Origin of the sequence: Pallidibacillus pasinlerensis, from assembly GCF_009996845.1 — a bacterium.
Taxonomy (GTDB): Bacteria; Bacillota; Bacilli; order Bacillales; family Caldibacillaceae; genus Pallidibacillus; species Pallidibacillus pasinlerensis.
Genome location: NZ_JAACYS010000027.1, coordinates 1 through 18,892, shown reverse-complemented (window position 1 = coordinate 18,892; position 18,892 = coordinate 1). Strand labels below are relative to the sequence as shown.

Below are 18,892 nucleotides of genomic sequence, written 5' to 3'. Positions count from 1 at the left end.
ATCCATTTGGTTGATAACCTTCCTTTGGATGTCGGGGAGTTAGATAATTTTGCGTTGCTTGGACAGCTTAAAAAGATAGGCTATAATGGGATGATTGGCTACCAAGGTTGGGGTGAAGGAGGCGACGCATACAGCAAGCTAAGCCGTTCACTCAAAGCGTTCCGCGATATGGAGCGTAGACTTGAGGCACACCCACATTGGGCGGATTTAAGATTAATTCCATAATCATTCCTTCATCCGCTCCTTTGATTGACTCGTTTAAAGGATACAGGTTGGCTAAATAATAATACCTGTCAAATAGATACGTATAAAAGAGTGAACCTTATGCGGCAAGAGTTCGGCATTCCACCGGACTCTTGCCGTATTTTGTTTATATTCGTTTTTCGTTATAGTTGGGTAGAGACAAGGGATTCCACTTATGTGGAATTCATTGTTTTTTTATTTGCCGAATACGATTTCAGAGTAGAGATCTTTCACTATGTCGTAAATAAAGGAAAAAATCAATCGCCGTGCTAGGTGGTCTTTTTGGGCCAGATCGTCCAGTTTCATCGAAGTTTCGGTATAGCGCCGAGGTGGGAGAGGTTCATGTATCGTATGCATTTCAAGGGACGATTTTTGCCGGATGGGATGGAAAAACAACCTTTTACCTTTATCATGAAGACAACAGTTAGCATAACGAATACAATTTAAATGTAAAGGAGGCGGGCAGAATGAAAGTGTCTTTGAATATTGACAGCGATTACGCTGAGACAATCGTGACCATTCACTGTAAGGAAGTAGATGACACGATTAAAGAAATTCTTGATTTTTTAAAAGGGATGGAGACGGAATTTATTGTCGGAAAAAATGGTGATATGCATTATATATTAAAGCCAAATGAGATCCATTTTTTTCGTGCTCATGGGGATAGCATCGAGGCGGTGACAGCCGAGGGAACATTTAAATTGAAGGAAAAGCTGTATGAGCTCGAAAAATTACTTCCCTCTAACAAGTTTGTTCGCATTTCTAAGTCGGTCATTGTAAATCTCTATGAGTTGAGCCGGTTTGAAGCATCGTTCAATGGCACTCTATGCGTTTATTTTAAATCAGGAGTGAAAGAGTACGTTTCTCGACGTTATGTTCATACCATCAAAAAAGCATTAAAAATGAATAGGGGGAAAGAAGAATGAAAAAATTCTTATACAGAAGCATCATCGGGATATTGATCGGTTCCTTTATCGCAGTAGTGGTAACTAGCTCTATCATCTATTTCGGTCATTTCCCTGTCATTAATGGTGAAGAATTTATAAAAAACTCATTTGGGAGCATATTTTGTGGATGGTTTTTTGCCGTATCTTCGCTTTATTTTGAATTAGAATCGCTCCGTCTGTCGCAACAAACGGCATTGCACTTTGTTACAGTAATTGTTTTATATTTTATCCTGTCCTTGGGAATTGGGTGGATCCTGTTTGATTTGAAAAACATCCTTATTTCAGCTGCTATATTTATTGTAGTCTATTTAGTTATATGGGGTTGCTACTATTTATATTTCAAAAACTTAGCAAATCAAATGAATGAAGATTTAGAGAAAATATAAATAAATATCCCCTTCAGTCAGGATCGGATTTGATGATGTATAAAATTTTGTGTAAAGCATTTTGCTAGAACAAAAGAAAAAAGGTAGGGTATTCTCTGATTGGACCAAAAATCTTAGAGAAAGGAGTACCCTACCTATGTCTAAAAGAAGTATACCGAATGTCGACTGGGCAAATCAACTGGAAAGTGTCATTCGTCAGTTTGTGAAGGAAAAATTAGAGCTGATTATGCGGGAAGAAATCAAGCATTTCCTCGAAATCGAACAGGCTGGAACGCCGAATAGGTGAAACGGCTACTATCAGCGAAATCTAGATACGCAATATGGCCGGATTGAGGGTCTTTTGGTGCCAAGAGACCGAAACGGGGAATTTCAAACACAGTTGTTTGCCCCTTATCAACGCCACACGGGCTGGCTGGAGGAAGCCATCATTAGGATGTATCAAAGTGGCATGAGTACACATAAAATTGGCAAGTTTATCGAACGAATTTTAGGAAATGCCTATTCTCCAACGACGATCAGCCGGATTACCGATGTCGTGAAAGAAGACATCGAGAAACGGTACCATCGTCCACTATCCAAACGTTATTCTGTCTTATATTTGGACGGCTTGTACGTGAAACTTCGCCGGGATACGGTAGAGAAAGAAGTTATTTATGTGGTGTTAGGAGTGAATGAAGAAGGGTATCGAGAAATTCTGGATTTCTTCGTGGGAGGACAAGAAAGCGCCTATGGATGGCGGGAGATTCTCCAGCAGCTCTACAAAAGAGGCGTCAAGGAAGTGCTTCTGGGCGTCTTCGATGGCCTTCCGGGGCTGGAGGAAGCCTTTAAGGCGGTGTATCCGAAAGCCGATGTGCAGCGCTGTGTCGTGCACAAAGTCCGCAACACCCTCAGCCGTGTTCGGAAAAAAGACCAATTCGAAGTGGCCGAGGACCTCAAGCTGATTGATCGCGCGCCGAATAAGGAGATGGCATTACAGATGTTTCAACAGTTTGAGTCGAAATGGTCAAGCAAGTATCCGAGAGAAGTTCAATCTTGGGCCAATGAGTTGGATGTCCTCCTTACATGTATGGATGATCCAAGCAGTATTCGAAGTGTGATTTACACGACGAATACCATTGAACGAACGATTAAGGAGATTCGGAAACGCCTAAAACCGATGAACAGTTTGAATAGTTTAGAAGCCGCTGAAAAAATCGTGTATTTGACCATTCAAGATTTTAATGAGAAATGGGCAGGGCGAAAGTTGCGAGGATTTGCCGAAGCGCATGAAGCCCTCGAGCGAATGTTTGAAGAACGTTATTGTTAACCAAATACTGTAAATAAACAAAATAGAGGGATTCTCCCTTTCCACACAGGAGACTGAATATTCAGTCTCCTGTGTGGAGAAAATCAGTCCCCTATCAATTCAAATCCATTTCAGAGAAACCCTACCCCATTTACATTACACAAAACTCTTGACGGTACCTTGTTGAAGCTTGCTTTTCATCTCATACTCATATACTGTGGGCTATGTAAAGTGCAAAAATGTATCTCATAGCACCAAAAACATTTCCTTATTTTTTCCTTCAAAGATCTCTCACTTTTCGAAATAGATGTTTTACAAAAATTTTAATCACAGTTTATTAAAACGAAACTTTTTTTATCATTCACCGTAAATGAAATTGAATGGATAATTTTCCAACTTAAAGGAGAGAACAGTATGGAAGTACAGTATCAACAAATCTCACCTAGAGCGATGAAGGTACGCAATTTAAACGAACTTATTACATCACTCATTGCCCTTGTCGTTATAACTGGACTTTATTTTTGCACAGATTATTTTAACTGGTGGAGCTGGCTACGGTATGTTTGGATCGCCCTGTTTGTCATTACTATAATTGGTATTCCGTGGACCTATTTTGTAAGTTCACCGATATACTATAAAACTTTTCGATACGGGTTAACGGATGATTTTTTATACATTAAAAGTGGGATTTGGACAAAAGTGGAAGTTGTAGTGCCGATGACGAAAATACAATCAATTGAATTAACTCAAGGCATCATTATGCGAAAATATGGTGTCCGCTCAATTGAAATTAAAACTATGCAAAGTGGCGTTACCATTCCACATATTGAGGAAGAAGTTGCTATAAAGCTCCGCGATGATATTTCGAAGCTTGCCCGTTTAAAGGAGCTTGATGAAGTATGACGTTTCGCTATTCCAAGCTAAAAATATTCTATGACCTGCTAGACCTTATCAAAAGCAATCTGTTTATACTTTTCATTTTATTCCTAAATTCGGGTAGTAATTCTATGTTCATGAATATTGTGCAATGGGGTGCGATTGCGGTTTTCGGATTCAGTTTACTGTTTCGCATCTATGAGACATTATTTACTAAAGTTGTATTTGCCGAAGATGGCATTCATATACATAAGGGCCTATTTTCTAAATCAGAGCAATTTATACCGCGTGAAAAATTTGAGAATGTGCAAACGAAGGCAAATGTTTTGCAACGATTATTTGGCGTACAATCGATCACAATGGAAACAGGAGAAGCAACTAGCGATGTGACATTGGAATTTGTAAATAAAGTGGATTGCATCAAGATAGAGGATTATGTTTTACGAAATGGGAATCAAGAGCAGCATGCTGAGGAAGCCATCAATGAATCTGAACGTCAAATTCTTTTCACCACTACCATTCGTGATATTTTGAAAGCTTCCCTATTGTCCTTTAGTTTTTTAGCCATCATTCCTATTGGCTTAAATATATGGTCAGATGTACATCCAGAGAAATACATTAATGTAGATAAGGTTATGTCTCATCTTTCAGGATGGCTGCTCATCTTGCTAGTCTTACTTGCCGTATTAGCAGCTGTCGGTATCGGCGTCTTTAAAACGTTTAATAGCTACTATCAATATACCATTTCAATGGACAATGAACGCATTTATGTACAAAAAGGCTGGCTTTCTAAGCAAAGCTTTTCCATTCGCAAAGACAAAGTACAAGCGGTCATTTACAAACAAAACGGCTATCAAAAGTTGCTCGGTGTGACAACAATTAAGCTTATTTCAGCAGGGGAAATTTTGCTAGGTGAGGACCAAAACATTAATGAATTTTTCCCGTACTTACCAACGGAAAAAGCACATGAATTAATAGCAATCATGCTGCCAGAATTTCAACTGCGTAGCATGACACATTATGCATCCCCTAAGGCAAAAAAGTTGATTTGGCTTCGACCACCAATTTTTGCAAGCCTCGTTGCTGCCATTGGATTTTGGAAACCCATTTTCTTTGTTTTTGGTGCGATTGTGTTGGTGTTTACTTATATCAATCGTATTCGAGAATACCGTCATACAGCGTTTAAGTTAGAAGATGCGCATGTACAGCTTCGCTCAGGTGCCTTTACAGTAGAAACACTCGTAACGAAACGGGCAAAGTTGCTTGAATTGCAATTTGAGCGTTCTTTGCTACAGCGAATTTTTGATGTCATGAGTGTAAAACTAACAAATCGTGCACACCCGGTTCACGTAACAACGTTATTAGATATCGATTCTTCTCTACAGCCGTTGATCACATCTTGGTTTGAAGCGCGCACAAAAGATGTGGAGATTGATCCACATTCACAGAAGTAGCGCCCGGCGGAGCAATCGCGATGATTGAAGACGGTTGTTTAGACGATGTGGATGTTATTTTTGGTACTCACTTATGGTCTACTCTTCCAATTGGAACGGTCGGCTATCGAAAAGGGGCGATCATGGCTGCCGCCGATAAATTTACTGTTACCATTCACGGAAAAGGCGGTCATGGTGCGGCCCCGCATGAAACAATCGACTCGATTGTGATAGGAACAACGTATGTTCAATGGCTGCAACACATTGTTAGCCGAAGATTGAATCCTTTAACACCGGCTGTTGTGACTGTCGGCTCGTTTCATGCCGGCGGGGCCTTTAATGTCATTGCCGATCAAGCCTCAATCGTTGGGACAGTAAGAACGTTTGATAGCTCAACACAAGATTTTATCATTCACGAAATGGAAAATTATTTAAAAGCTCTCTGTCAAAGTGTCGGTGCTTCCTATCGATTCGATTATGAAAAGGGATATCCAGTCGTTTACAACCATGAAAAAGAAACCGAATTTCTCGTTCAATGCGCTAAACAAGTAGTTAGTGAAGAAAATGTGTTGGAAATGGAGCCAGTCATGGGTGGGGAAGATTTCGCTTATTATTTACAAAAAGTTCCCGGTGTATTCTTCTTTACTGGAGCTGGCAACCCTGAAGTCGGTGCCCATTATCCGCATCATCATCCGAAATTTGATATTGACGAGCGGGCCATGCTTTATGCGGCAAAAATTTTAATTTCTGCTACTGTTTCTTATTTAAATCATTCTTTTGGTATGGAATCTTTGGCGTCGGTTTAAGGAAATTTCCTACAACATTTTGAACGAAGAGAGATTAGGAGCTGACCAGCGTGAAGGAACCTTTAAGCTACCGACAGTTACAATCGCTCATTTATGTATCAGACGTATTAAATAGTTCATTAAATATTGACTCAATTATTCACTCGATTTTGCAAACAACGATCTCTGTTATTGATGCCGCTGACGGCGGAGTTCTTTTTCTATATGATGAACTGTCAGACTCATTGATTGCTCAATCAACCGTAGGTTTTGATCCGTTAATTCTTAATCAAGTTCGGTTAAAGCCTGGTGAGTCGATGACAGGATTGACTTTTCAGAAGAAGGAGTGCCTTTTATTTGAAACGAGACAAAAAGTAGAAGAAACGATTCGTACACTTTCGCCAGCAAATATAGCTTTAATGGAGCAATCGATTCCATATTATCCTTACTCGACATTGTGCGCTCCTATCCTTTTAAAGGATGAATGTATCGGGGTCATTACATTAGACTCATTTAATAAAGAGAAGCAATTTACTGAAGAAGATATCAAACTTTTAAAAGCTATTTGCCATCAAGCGGCCATTGCCATTGAACGCGGTAGGTTCTATCAGGAGAAAGAACAGTCCCTTCTTAAGCTAGAAGCGATGAATACTAAAATTACCCAACATAACGAAATGCTCTCGAGATCGGTCCAGCTGCACCGCGATTTAGCTGATCTCGTTTTACAAGGAAAAGGTCTAAGCTCCATTATGGAATATTTAAAAGGAGCTACAGGTGAAAATTTTTTTCTATATGATTGCAACGGGGCGTTAATCGCCTCTTCGATGACAGAACCTTTTTCGGATGAGGATATAATAGTTGTAAAAGAGTTTATTACTGATATTTTAAATAAACAACAGTTTCGCAGACAAACGGGTGAAGTCGTTTTTCGCGGGAAAACTGTTCATATGCTTACTTTCCCAATCGGACTATTACCCGATCTATTTGGATTACTAACAATCGTATCATCGAAACCAATGAACGAAATTAATATAGCCGCTGTGGAGCACGCCTCCACAGTCATTTCATTAGAATTATTAAAAGAAGAAGCAATTTTTGATGTTCACCAAAAAGTGAAAGGAGACTTTTTGGATGAAGTTCTACATGGAAGAATTAATGAGACGATTCTTCACCATGCAAAACTATTACATTTATATCCGAATCAAACGTTTTTAGTAGCAAGGTTGAAAATCAGCACTTCCTCTACGCAAATCCAGGAGCATTTATTAGAAAGACGAAGAATTGCAAAATATATTCAAAAATTACTAAAAAGAGACTATCCTGATAGTTTTACTGTTATCCAGCATGATCAGCTAATTTTCCTTTTCTCTCTTTCGAACAAGCTTGAAAAAGAACAGGAGATAAGGACTATAAAAGAACGATTTCAAATATTATTACACAAACTACACGAACAGTTCCCTTCCACGAATTTCCACCTTGGAATTGGAAGATGGAAAAACGGTCTAGAACAAGTTTATTTATCGGCAAAAGAAGCTAATGAATGTTTAAAATTTTTATCAAACTTTTCCGTTAACGAAAAAATATTGTGCTATTCTGACCTTGGATTGTATCGTCTTTTACTGCAAAACTCTGAAGAACAGATTATCGATTTCATTTATGATCAACTCCGCCCTCTAATCAAGGAATCGAAAGGCAAAAATAGGGAATTTATTGAAACTCTAAATACTTACATTAAAAATAATATGAATGTAAAGGTTACGGCCGAGGAACTGCACATCCACCCAAACACACTGCATTATCGGCTTAACCGAATTCAAAAGATTTTAAATTGTGATTTTGGAGACCCTCACCAACTATTAAACTTGCAAATGGCTCTAGAGCTATATTCTTTGTTTGAAGGAAAAATGCGTCTATTCTCCATTCATAAATAAGTAATGGTATTATGTCAAGAAAATAGACACGTAAAATCGAGAAAAACTTTAAAACCCTACTACCGCACTTCGTTTGGTGGCCTCTTGAGAAGGGGAACGGTTTGGTAAACCCTTCCCCTCCTCAAGAGGAAAGATGTCCCTTATATCGTGACTTTGTGGAGAGAAGAGTTCACTGCTTTTTGCCTTGCTGATACATCTTCTCATATGCCATCGGAGATATGTACTCGTTAGCGAAATGAATTCGCTCGGCATTATAAAAACACTCAATATATTCAAAAATCCGATGTTTGGCCTCTTCCCTTGTTGCAAATGTCTCGTGAAAAATCAGTTCCTTTTTGATGATGCTGTGAAACGATTCCGCACATGCGTTATCATAGCAGTTTCCTTTTCGACTCATGCTGGTTTGCATTCCGTACTGTCGTAAGATGGCTTGATACTCGTTCGATGCATATTGGCTCCCTTGATCCGAATGGTGAATCAGACCTGGTTGAGGCTTTCTCTCGTCGATGGCTCGGTTTAACGCTTTGATCACTAACTCTTTTGTCATTCGCTCGGAAAGACACCAGCCAACGATTTTACGAGAAAACAAATCCATGACCGAAGCTAAATACAGCCAGCCTTCTTTCGTCCAAATATACGTGATATCCGCCACCCATACTTGATTCGGCTCATCTGCTTCAAACTGCTGATTCAATAAGTTAGGATACACAGGCAAATGATGCTTCGAGTTTGTGGTTGCCTTATATTTTTTCTTTGTTTTTGAATGAATATCACCATCTTTCATGATTCTAGCGACCGTTTTTTGAGATCCTTAACCCCTTGTTTCTGAAGGATTTTTGTGATTTTTGGACTGCCATACGTTTCTCTTGACTCGATATGAATCTTTTTGATTTGCATTTTCAATGCTTCCTGTCTTTTCTTTTGTTGACTTTCTGGTCGTTTGACCCATGCATTGTATCCACTTCTTGAAACGCCTAAGACTTCACACATCTTCGCCACGCGAAACTCCTTTCTATGCGTATGAATGAATGCATAAATTACTTCTGGTTTTTGGCGAAGATGCTCATGACCTTTTTTAAGATCGCGTTTTCCTCCTCCAGATCCCGAATACGTTTTTGAAGTTCACGCTTTTCACGATCTTCCGGCTTGAGGTTTCCACTCCCGACAAAGCTATGCTCAGCATCTTTTTTATAATCTGCTACCCATTTATGAAGCGTTTTTGGTGAAATATCGAGTTGTCTTGCGGTTTGAGCGACCGTCTTTCCTTCCTCCTTCCTCAACCACTAATTTTACTGCATGTATTTTGAATTCTTTATCAAAACGTCTTGTCATTCTAGGCACTCCCTATGATTGATGGATTTACTGTACATTTTCTCTATTCGTTGTGTCTATAATCTAGACTAACATCATTTTGAGTCGAAATGGTCCTGCAAGTATCCGAGAGAAGTTCAATCTTGGGGTAACTATTCAGCCACATCATAAAGTGAGCTGAATATTTTCTTCTTTCCTTGTCTTTGATGTGAATACTGAAAGACAAGGAGGTGAATCGCATGTTGACGGTACAACAAGCTGTATTTACAGTTGAGAGCTTAATCGGCAAAGTTCAACAACAAATACAGCTCATTCATCAACTCGTTCAAGAAAATGAACATTTGCGTCACGAAAACAAACAACTACGCAAAGAAAATGAACAACTGAAGTACCGTGTTCAAGAGCTGGAAGCACGCACGAAAAAAACAGCTCCAATAGCCATTTGCCCCCATCTTCTGACCGTTTTGCCAACACACGTTCTTCTCGTCACTCATCTGGCAACAAGCCAGGCGGACAAGAAGGACATCAAGGAACGACGCTCCGTCAAGTGGAACATCCACATCATCGCATCGTTCATCGTGTGCATACGTGTCAAGGATGTGGGGCTTCTTTGCGTGAAGTCAAACCGTTCAAAGCCGATATCCGTCAAGTGTTTGATGTCTCTCCTGTGGCGATCGAGGTGACACAACATGAACGTGAAGTGAAATCGTGTCCACATTGTCGATGTGTTCAACAAGCCGAATTCCCATCCCACGTCACGAATCATGTGCAATACGGTCCACGGCTCACGGCGCTCGTTGTTTATTTGCATCATATCCAATTGATCCCGTACAAGCGTTTAAGTGATACAATCGAAGCGTTATTTCCACATTGACGAAACACGAAAAAAACGTGTGGGATTCGTTATGTCTTCTGTTGACAGGCGAAACGCTCGATCGTGTTCTTTCTACCACTTAGGGCATTTTCTATTACGGGGATGCCCTATTTGTGTTGCGCTTCTTTACATACTACTATCGGAGTGAATAGTTACGATTTTTTTGTGTACTTTTTTAAAAAATGAAAAAAAATAAGAGGGGCTTCAAAAAGTCAGTTACCCTGACTTTTTGGACAGCCCCTAATGAACACAATTATTTTTCTTTCAATAACATATGCCAGTAATTCTCGATTCGCTTGAATGTATCATTGGAACGCTGTGTAACAAAATCTTTTGCCAATTGGTAATCCGCATCCTTTGGTGAGATACCTTTCGTTACAAATGCAAGAAGTTGTTCTTTCGCTTTTAATAGCACAGAGGACAAATCTTCTTCGTTTTTAATGTCCTTAAACATTTCTTGATAATTTTTGATTACCGATTCAATTTCTTCGTGTGTATAAATGGTTTTTCCTAGTTTGTTTGTCATAGATAAATGACGTGATTGTTCGTATGTCAGAGGAGCATTCAGCGGTTTTATTTTGGCTCGTGCTGCATAGAATCTTTCCTCTACGGATTGATAATCCATCACTTTTTTCGTATTGTGACGAACATAATCTTGAATCAGTTGATCAAATCCAGTTTTTACGTCGCCACTTAAAAACGTATCACTGAAGTGTTGAAGCGCAGCTGTCGAAGAAGCAAGTTCAAGATGTGCTTCATAAGAGTTAAGCTGTTGCTTCTTTATTCCAAAAAGGTTAATCCCTGCATATTTCGCTAAACTATCCATTCCATCCGTAATATGTTGTAAGACGGATTCCACTTTCTTCAATTCTTCATCGCTTAGTGAATCAAAGTATTTGGACTCATGTAAATATTGACTGAAAACGAGCCATTGATCCTGTGGCCGATAAGAAAAAATATCGGAAGGGTCTGCGTTTTGTACGTTAATATCTTTTAAAAAAAACTCTTCTACCGTCATGCTCATCAGACCTTGAACCTGTTTGATTTCATCCGAAAGGGTGATTTTATAAGCCTCTCCATTTCTGATGACTTCTACTTGCTTTCCAGCTAATGGATTTTTGATTTCATGTATGGATGGCATTCTGGCATCATTTCGAGCGACCATCGCTCCGATATATCCAAGATCAATTTTCATGAGGTCATCCCCTCCTATTCTAAATAATCAACAGAAGGTAATGGTTCTACACCACTTGCATAGTAAAAATTCAACACACTGAAGAAGTCGATTGATTTCCCGGTTGTTAAATCGACGATTAAGATGTGATCGCCATAGTTAAAATCGTCAGCTTCCAGTCTACGTGGTGTATTTTTACCTAAAGTATCGACAAATGAACTGTAGTAGTATGGGTTTGGACCAGATTGATATTGCGATTCATGGTATGTGAAAAGCGTCCCCACATCTAGATATACCATAATGCAAAATCAGAACTTGCATAATTGGAAGAGTAAGAAAACGGCTTGAAATGGAAGATATTTTTATATCCGATAGGGAATGTGTTCTTTGTGAATATCCCCCATTGTATGAAAAATAATATTTTCTTTCCCAATTAAGATGTTCGTTGTTAATTCCGTTTACATTCAACACATATTGGCCGTTTGAATACAAAGAACCATCACTATATTTTGCAACGAATTTTGTGAGATCTTGTGAAATATATAAGGCTTCATTAAAATTAGCAGGATTGGAAGCATTCATTTGAATGGTGTATGAATCTCCTAAAGTTCCTTTTGATAACACACCTAAAGCATAATCACCTGCCGGTATATTGATTAGCATTAGTTTTCCCGGTGAAGTAGTAAATTCAGTTGGATACGCTAGTCCATTTTCATAATCTACAACATAAAGTTGCAATATATAATCTTCGTTCCCAGATAATATTCTATATAAGTTGAAATTTTGTTTTACATCCAGCTGATCACTCGCCACGTTATATCATATCAGCTTGTATTTAGATGAAAACCGAAACGAAAAATCGGCAATTCTTTATCTTATATAGAAACTAAAATTTTATCGGAAGTCGGACTAAAGAAAAATAAATCCATCGGGTCCTCTTCTGTTAAGGAATCCTGCGTATTTAAGATTAATCCGCCTACACCATATTGGGATTGAGGTTTGAATTTATTATCGCTTTCGATTTTTATAGCTTCATCTTCGTTGATTTTTATTTCTGTTTCTATTTTCGCTTTATCAATGTCTACCGCTAATGATTCTTCGGTAAACTCCAGACTTTTTTGGAGTTCAATGATAGAATTCATGTTTGGCTTGGTTCTAAGTAATTCATTCGCATAGCTTTTCTGCACTCCAATCGTCACCAAAGTGAAAATTAGAGTGAAAACCAGCAACAATACCTTACCTGATTTTCCAAAAAATGAATTCATTTCATACTTCCCTCCTAAAATAGTATTCATTATTATTATCGGTTTTTTTTAATAAATAGTTTAATAATATAAAGAAATCAGATAATCAAAAAGCGGTAAACGGTGGAAAGTCTAGGACAGCCGTGGCGTCTTCAAACCCTTCTTCGAGGATTTGATTCAGAATTTGTTCGAGCAGCTAAGTCAATCCTTGATCTTTCGGCAATAACCTGTGCAAAAGTTCATCATTTACGGGAAATTGAGCCATCGTTGCATTCCTCCTTATGTTTGGGATTCACTGTTTATTTGGCCAAAGGGGAAGCAATGTGGTTCTTTTTCTATTCCCTTTTTACGCAATTATACGGACTTAACTTAGGAACCCACATACTACACAACGAAGAAAAATCTGCACAAAACTTGCACAAGAGGTACTTTAACACAATTAGTTTATACCCGTGGATCGGTGCCTGTCACCGCCCGAAGTATGTCGAAAAGCTCTGCGGAGAGAAATCTCTGTAGGGCTTTTCTTTTGTCTTCCTTTTCTTTGATTAAAAAGAAAAAAGGCAAAGCGACAATGGCTTTCCCCTGAAATGGATGTGGATGATATCTAGTCATCTGAGACTTTAATCAAAACTTTTTCTCTTTTCCGTTTTATTCGTTTCCAAAGATATGGTCCAGCGAAGAATAAACGCTTTGTAACTATTCAGTCACATGATCAAGTGGGCTGAATTTAAACAGTTGGGATTTGTTTTATCTTTTAATCACTCTCTCCCTTCAAAAATTAAATTTTCAACCTAAAAAACGGTTCATCCTCCCACTTTTTTACCCCATTTGTCATAAAAATTTTCCGCAAAATTCAATTTTCTACTTTTGCATTTCCCTTATTTCCCGATTTTAATCAAATTGTCCCTTATATTCTACGAAAGGATGATTTGTATGCAATACCTCGATTTAAAAATGGATTTTATGTTTAAACAACTGTTCGGCCACCCAAGTAGAAAGTCAATCACGATGGCGTTTTTAAATGCGTTGCTACATCGGACTGGAGATGATCGCATCATCGACGTACAGTTTGAAAACACCGAACTAACGAAAGAAACAGAAGACGGTAAGACTGGACGGTTAGATGTCATCGTTCGCACAAACCGCGGCGAGCGCATTCACGTTGAAATTCAAATCATCCCACAATACGGTATGCCCGAACGGCTATTGTATTACTGGGCAAAGTTGTTTTCATCTTCACTATCGAAAGGAGAACGGTACGACATCCTCCCTCCAACGATTATGATCGCCATCTTAAATTATCCCCTTTTCCCACATGAAACAGATCGCTTCCATACCGTTTTTCACATTCGTGAAGACGAAGAACAGTTTCTTTGGAGCCATCACCTTGAATTTCATGTACTCGACTTGTCACAATTTATGGTAAAATGGAAGAAATATCGGAGAGAAGTGAAACAGTCACCGGAATGGCCATGGCTAACGATGTTGTCGGCTGTCGATGGACGAACGAAAAAAATGGATGAAGAGATGTTTCGTGAATTGGAGGGAATAGCCATGACAGAACAAGACATTTTAGAAGCGCTAGAAGAATGGCAAAACTTAAGCGTCGACCCCGAAAACCGTTACGCGTACGAAATGCGGCTGAAATGGCTCCTTGATCAACTCTCAAACATTCGCGGCAGTCGGGAAGAAGGAAGACAAGAAGGGTTGAAACAAGGTCGAGAAGAAGGGAAAAATGAAACGATTCGAAAAATGGTCGAAAAAGGAATGAGTATAACAGACGTTGCCCATATTCTCGACATGACAGAGGAGGAAGTACGGGAACGGTTGGGAGATTAGCGAACGGTGTCGGGTGCTGTTCAACTATGTTGTGTCCCTCTTTGTCCCACGTCAATGATGTTGCACAGGTGATTGGAGAGCGATCAGAAAATCGATTCGCTGTTCAAATACGTCCTGAATTAAACCATCGAGAAGAAGTATTAAAATAAAAACCGCAGCGTTGCCTCATTGGCAGCACTGCGGTTTTTCTCTTACTAGCGGATGCTCATTAGCGAACGGTGCCAGGCACTGTTGTTATGAGTTAGCCAAACAGAGCCCTTTTGCTTCTTTTCAGGAAGCAGCCAACACGCTTGAAAGGTGGAAGGAGCCTATTCTTTCCTACTTTTTGTGCCCATATACAAATGCCCGGATCGAGGGGACGAATCACAAGATCAAAAACATCAAACGCCGGGCTTATGGCTATCGAAATCTAGAACGGTTTCGTTTGCGTGTATTTCTGGAGTGTACAGGGAACACTACAGGCAGTCAGGCTGCTTAAGCGCTCCCTTCTTCCGCTATCGGTATGATCGTTGGTCTGTATGCGGAAGAAGGATCCTGACTGATGAACCTATTTCATCCAGCTAACATGTTTCTAGGATTGAGTAGAAATCACAGAAAATGGTGAAGACCCAGAATTTTTTGATGTAGCTAATTAAATGAATCGCACGGTAAATATTGGGTTGATTTTTTTAAATTCCATTCTTTTTTTTGTTTTTCATTCAAATAAATATTTGAATAATAAAAGAAATGAGGTATAATATATTCAAACGGAAATTTGAATATGAAAGGGGGATAATGAATGAGTAAGAAAGATACATGTGAAATTTATTGTTATGACGAAGAAAAAGTCAATCGAATACATGGTGAATTGCAAAAAGAAGATATATCTAGTGTTGTCCTGTTGTTTAAAGCACTGGCAGATGAAAATAGGGCAAAAATTGCCTATTCACTTTGCCAAGATGAAGAGTTATGTGTATGTGATATTGCCAATATCATTGGGGCTTCTGTTGCAACCACTTCCCATCATTTACGGACCCTTTATAAACAAGGGATTGTAAAGTATCGAAAAGAAGGAAAGCTAGCATTTTATTCGCTGGATGATGACCATATTAAGCAGTTAATCATGATTGCGTTAGCACATGATAAAGAGGTGAAAGTCCGTGTCTGAACAACAAGCAAAATTATCTAAATCAGAAGCGAAAACCTACCGTGTTCAAGGATTTACTTGTGCAAACTGTGCGGCAAAATTTGAAAATAATGTAAAATCATTGCCAGGTGTTCAAGATGCTAAAGTAAACTTTGGAGCATCTAAAATTACCGTTTTGGGTACAACAACCATCGAAGAATTAGAAAAAGCAGGAGCTTTTGAAAACTTAAAGGTTCGGGAAGATAAAGAAAAAGCAGTCAAGCGTGAACCTTTTTGGAAGCAAAAAGAGAACATTAAAGTGTATATTTCCGCCGTTTTGCTTGTGATCAGTTGGTTTTTAGGGAAGCAATACGGAGAAGAGCATATCTTTGCGACAATTGGATATGCTGCAGCAATTTTAATCGGTGGATATTCGTTATTTATAAAAGGTTTCAAAAACCTAGTTCGATTGAATTTTGATATGAATACGCTGATGACAGTGGCGATTTTAGGAGCTGCAGCGATTGGTGAATGGGGAGAAGGTGCAACGGTTGTTATTCTATTCGCCATTAGCGAAGCCTTAGAGCGTTATTCCATGGATAAAGCTCGTCAATCCATTGAATCGTTGATGGATATTGCTCCAAAAGAAGCATTAATTCGTCGAGGAAATGAAGAAATGATGGTCCCTGTTGACGATATTCAAGTCGGAGATATTATGATCGTAAAGCCTGGTCAGAAATTAGCGATGGATGGAATCGTCATCAAGGGTACATCTACATTAAATCAGGCTGCCATTACGGGAGAAAGTGTTCCAGTAACCAAAACAGTCGGTGATGAAGTCTTTGCAGGAACATTGAATGAAGAAGGGTTATTGGAAGTAAAAGTGACAAAACGAGTGGAAGATACAACTCTTTCGAAAATCATCCATTTAGTGGAAGAAGCTCAAGCAGAACGAGCACCTTCTCAAGCGTTTGTAGATCGTTTTGCCAAATACTATACACCAGCCATTATCATTTTTGCTCTTTTACTAGCCGTTATTCCTCCATTATTTATGGGTGCTGATTGGAGCGAATGGATTTATCGAGGTCTAGCTGTATTAGTGGTTGGTTGTCCGTGTGCGTTGGTTATTTCCACGCCTGTTGCGATTGTAACTGCCATTGGAAATGCAGCGAAAAACGGTGTGTTAATTAAAGGTGGTATTTATTTAGAGGAAGCAGGATCTCTAAAAGTCATCGCTTTTGATAAAACAGGAACATTAACAAAAGGTGTTCCTTCCGTCACCGATGTGGTCACTTATAATGGCAATGAAAAAGAACTAATGACCATTACAGCAGCCATTGAAAAAGGCTCACAACATCCACTTGCTTCCGCCATTATAAGAAAAGCAGAAGAAGATGGATTGAATTTTAATGATGTATCGGTTGAAGAATTCCAATCCATTACAGGTAAAGGGGTCAAAGCCAAAGTAAATAACGCAATGTATTATGTCGGAAGTCCAGGTCTTTTTGAAGAACTTCTTCCAAATGGCATCCAATCAGAAATAAAAGAACAAATTACAACCCTTCAAATACAAGGGAAAACGGTCATGGTATTAGGGACGGAAAAAGAAATTCTGGCGTTAATTGCCGTGGCAGACGAAATAAGAGAATCATCCAAAGAGGTTATTCGAAAACTTCATCAAGTCGGTATTGAAAAAACGGTGATGTTGACAGGGGATAACCAAAGAACAGCCGAAGCCATCGGAAAACAAGTCGGTGTTTCCGATATTAAAGCCGATTTACTTCCAGAAGATAAACTGAATTTCATCAAAGAGCTTCGCGACAAGCATCAAAGCGTGGCGATGGTTGGAGATGGTGTGAACGATGCACCAGCTCTTGCAGCTTCAACCGTTGGTGTGGCAATGGGTGGTGCTGGAACCGATACAGCCCTAGAAACAGCCGATATTGCTTTAATGTCTGATGATTTAAGTAAATTGCCATATACGATTAAATTGAGCCGCAAAGCTTTAGCGATTATTAAGCAAAACATTACTTTCTCTTTAGGGATTAAGGCATTGTCATTACTGTTAATTGTGCCTGGTTGGTTAACGCTATGGTTAGCGATATTTGCCGATATGGGAGCAACATTAATCGTAACATTAAACAGCATGCGATTGCTAAAAGTGAAAGAATAATGCAATAGTTAAAGAAGACACACAAAAAGACCGAATTTATTTTGGTCTTTCAGCTTGTAGACAAAGTCCCTAGTGTGAGTAAAATGTTTGTGGGAAAAATTCTTAGAAGTTCCCCGATGAGGGGGTTGGGAACGTAGGTTCGCAATCCCCCTCATCGGGGCCACCAAGCGAAGCGCGGTAGGATCCCAAGCAGGAAACATGAAAAAAGGACTCTCTCCCTGTTATGATAATGATTGACCAAAACACCCAAACAGGAGGAGAGAGTCCTATGAATATTCAACAACATCTTACCACAAATTCGTTGACATGGAAAGAGATCGAACTTGATTTGTTTCGAGCCTTGCAAAACGCCTTATTCAACACATGTCAAAGCAAGCGCCAATAAAAAGAAGTTCGATAAGAAAATTGTCCGGGTAGAAACAAAAAGCTATCAAGCGCAATTAGAGTTAGAGATTAACCAAGACCGCGAAAACCATGGAAAAAAGCCCTTTCCCCCGAAAGAGAAGGAAGAAGCCAAGGAAATAAAGGTCAGTAAAACAGATCCTGATAGTGGCTATTACGTAAAAGATGAACGGGAAAAGATGTTTGCCTATTCATTTCATACCGCATGTGACGCAAAAGGCTTTGTCTTAGCTACCAAGGTAACGGGAGCGAATATTCATGATAGTCAGGTGTTTGGTCAATTACTCGAACAAGTCATCGAAAAAGTAGGCAAACCAACTGCAGTAGCCGTAGATGCCGGATACAAAACCCCAGCGAATGCGAAAAGTCTGTTGGACAAAGAGATTCGTCCCGTTATGCCATATACAAGACCAAGAACAAAAGACGGTTTCTTTAAAAAGTATGAGTATGTATACGATGAACATTATGATTGTTATATCTGCCCAAACAACCAAATTCTTGAATACCGAACCACGACAAGAGAAGGTTATCGACAGTACGCTTCTAATCCGGAAATATGTAAAACGTGCCCGTTCTTAGAAAAGTGTACCCAAAATAAAGATCATATCAAATTCATTCATCGCCACATTTGGGAACATTATGTGGAAGAAGCGGATCATTTAAGGCATACAGAGATCAATAAAAACATATATGAGAAGCGCAAAGAAACGATTGAACGAGTCTTTGCCGATGGAAAAGAGAAGCATGGCATGCGATGGACAACCCTACGAGGACTGGAAAAATTGTCCATGCAGGCGATGCTTACTTTCGTTGCCATGAACTTAAAGAAAATGGCAAACTGGGGCTGTCCAAAAAGTGAGTAATTTTCACTTTTTGGCAGCCTC

The 18,892-nt window shown here is 39.2% G+C and carries 13 protein-coding genes and 6 pseudogenes; 14 read left to right on the top strand and 5 right to left on the bottom strand.

Features of this window, described 5'->3' with window-relative positions; translation table 11 throughout:
* The first annotated feature begins 54 nt into the window (after positions 1-54).
* From GW534_RS07500 to GW534_RS07465, 8 genes and pseudogenes are all read left to right on the top strand, one after another.
* Positions 55-225 (top strand): hypothetical protein, encoded by a 171-nt coding sequence (locus GW534_RS07500; RefSeq protein ID WP_246204010.1) that lies wholly within the window; start codon positions 55-57, stop codon positions 223-225.
* Positions 226-710: 485 nt separating this feature from the next.
* A complete protein-coding gene (locus tag GW534_RS07495; RefSeq protein WP_161920432.1) occupies positions 711-1,169 on the top strand; it encodes a LytTR family DNA-binding domain-containing protein in 459 nt (152 codons plus the stop codon).
* Entirely contained in the window at positions 1,166-1,576 is a 411-nt protein-coding gene (locus GW534_RS07490; RefSeq protein ID WP_161920431.1) for a DUF3021 domain-containing protein, read from the top strand. Before GW534_RS07495 ends, GW534_RS07490 begins: the two co-directional genes overlap by 4 nt.
* A 136-nt stretch (positions 1,577-1,712) precedes the next feature.
* Positions 1,713-2,882 (top strand): annotated as a pseudogene (locus GW534_RS07485) (IS256 family transposase).
* Between the two features lie 393 nt (positions 2,883-3,275).
* Complete coding sequence (locus GW534_RS07480; RefSeq protein WP_161920430.1) at positions 3,276-3,764, top strand: PH domain-containing protein; 489 nt, start codon at positions 3,276-3,278, stop codon at positions 3,762-3,764.
* Positions 3,765-3,868: 104 nt separating this feature from the next.
* Complete coding sequence (locus GW534_RS07475; RefSeq protein ID WP_246204008.1) at positions 3,869-5,191, top strand: PH domain-containing protein; 1,323 nt, start codon at positions 3,869-3,871, stop codon at positions 5,189-5,191.
* A pseudogene (locus GW534_RS07470) lies at positions 5,185-5,976 on the top strand (amidohydrolase); the annotation flags it as partial. The gene GW534_RS07475 and the pseudogene GW534_RS07470, both read left to right, overlap by 7 nt.
* A 50-nt stretch (positions 5,977-6,026) precedes the next feature.
* Positions 6,027-7,886, top strand: coding sequence for a helix-turn-helix domain-containing protein (locus GW534_RS07465; protein WP_161920427.1), 1,860 nt, complete (start codon positions 6,027-6,029; stop codon positions 7,884-7,886).
* A 169-nt stretch (positions 7,887-8,055) separates the two neighbouring features.
* Here GW534_RS07465 and GW534_RS07460 read toward each other — a convergent pair.
* A pseudogene (locus tag GW534_RS07460) lies at positions 8,056-9,218 on the bottom strand (IS3 family transposase).
* A gap of 218 nt (positions 9,219-9,436) precedes the next feature.
* Here GW534_RS07460 and GW534_RS07455 point away from each other — a divergent pair.
* Positions 9,437-10,068: pseudogene (locus GW534_RS07455) on the top strand (DUF6444 domain-containing protein); the annotation flags it as partial.
* A gap of 256 nt (positions 10,069-10,324) precedes the next feature.
* Here GW534_RS07455 and GW534_RS07450 read toward each other — a convergent pair.
* The 4 genes from GW534_RS07450 to GW534_RS07435 all read right to left on the bottom strand — a co-directional run bounded on the left by GW534_RS07450 (position 10,325) and on the right by GW534_RS07435 (position 12,510).
* Positions 10,325-11,266, bottom strand: coding sequence for a hypothetical protein (locus tag GW534_RS07450; RefSeq protein WP_161920426.1), 942 nt, complete (start codon positions 11,264-11,266; stop codon positions 10,325-10,327).
* A 14-nt stretch (positions 11,267-11,280) separates the two neighbouring features.
* On the bottom strand, positions 11,281-11,529 hold the full coding sequence (locus tag GW534_RS07445; protein WP_161920425.1) for a hypothetical protein: 249 nt from the start codon (positions 11,527-11,529) through the stop codon (positions 11,281-11,283).
* Positions 11,504-12,058, bottom strand: a complete 555-nt coding sequence (locus tag GW534_RS07440) for a hypothetical protein (protein ID WP_161920424.1) — start codon at positions 12,056-12,058, stop codon at positions 11,504-11,506. Before GW534_RS07440 ends, GW534_RS07445 begins: the two co-directional genes overlap by 26 nt.
* 62 nt (positions 12,059-12,120) lie before the next feature.
* Positions 12,121-12,510: a hypothetical protein gene (locus GW534_RS07435; protein WP_161920423.1), complete on the bottom strand. Its 390-nt coding sequence runs from the start codon at positions 12,508-12,510 to the stop codon at positions 12,121-12,123.
* Between the two features lie 912 nt (positions 12,511-13,422).
* Between GW534_RS07435 and GW534_RS07430 the strand changes: the two genes are divergently transcribed.
* From GW534_RS07430 to GW534_RS07410, 5 genes and pseudogenes are all read left to right on the top strand, one after another.
* Positions 13,423-14,328, top strand: coding sequence for an Rpn family recombination-promoting nuclease/putative transposase (locus tag GW534_RS07430; protein ID WP_161920422.1), 906 nt, complete (start codon positions 13,423-13,425; stop codon positions 14,326-14,328).
* Positions 14,329-14,566: 238 nt separating this feature from the next.
* Positions 14,567-14,806: pseudogene (locus GW534_RS07425) on the top strand (ISL3 family transposase); the annotation flags it as partial.
* Positions 14,807-15,106: 300 nt separating this feature from the next.
* Complete coding sequence (locus GW534_RS07420) at positions 15,107-15,475, top strand: ArsR/SmtB family transcription factor (protein WP_161920421.1); 369 nt, start codon at positions 15,107-15,109, stop codon at positions 15,473-15,475.
* Positions 15,468-17,606, top strand: a complete 2,139-nt coding sequence (locus tag GW534_RS07415) for a heavy metal translocating P-type ATPase (protein ID WP_161920420.1) — start codon at positions 15,468-15,470, stop codon at positions 17,604-17,606. Before GW534_RS07420 ends, GW534_RS07415 begins: the two co-directional genes overlap by 8 nt.
* A 356-nt stretch (positions 17,607-17,962) precedes the next feature.
* A pseudogene (locus GW534_RS07410) lies at positions 17,963-18,871 on the top strand (IS1182 family transposase); the annotation flags it as partial.
* Positions 18,872-18,892 lie beyond the last annotated feature (21 nt).

What these genes read in the sequence shown, in the direction of transcription:
- GW534_RS07495 (WP_161920432.1), top strand. Translation starts at nt 711, where the DNA reads ATGAAAGTGTCTTTGAATATTGACAGCGATTACGCTGAGACAATCGTG.
- GW534_RS07490 (WP_161920431.1), top strand. Translation starts at nt 1,166, where the DNA reads ATGAAAAAATTCTTATACAGAAGCATCATCGGGATATTGATCGGTTCC.
- GW534_RS07480 (WP_161920430.1), top strand. Translation starts at nt 3,276, where the DNA reads ATGGAAGTACAGTATCAACAAATCTCACCTAGAGCGATGAAGGTACGC.
- GW534_RS07475 (WP_246204008.1), top strand. Translation starts at nt 3,869, where the DNA reads ATGTTCATGAATATTGTGCAATGGGGTGCGATTGCGGTTTTCGGATTC.
- GW534_RS07450 (WP_161920426.1), bottom strand. Translation starts at nt 11,266, where the DNA reads ATGAAAATTGATCTTGGATATATCGGAGCGATGGTCGCTCGAAATGAT.
- GW534_RS07435 (WP_161920423.1), bottom strand. Translation starts at nt 12,510, where the DNA reads ATGAATTCATTTTTTGGAAAATCAGGTAAGGTATTGTTGCTGGTTTTC.
- GW534_RS07430 (WP_161920422.1), top strand. Translation starts at nt 13,423, where the DNA reads ATGCAATACCTCGATTTAAAAATGGATTTTATGTTTAAACAACTGTTC.
- GW534_RS07420 (WP_161920421.1), top strand. Translation starts at nt 15,107, where the DNA reads ATGAGTAAGAAAGATACATGTGAAATTTATTGTTATGACGAAGAAAAA.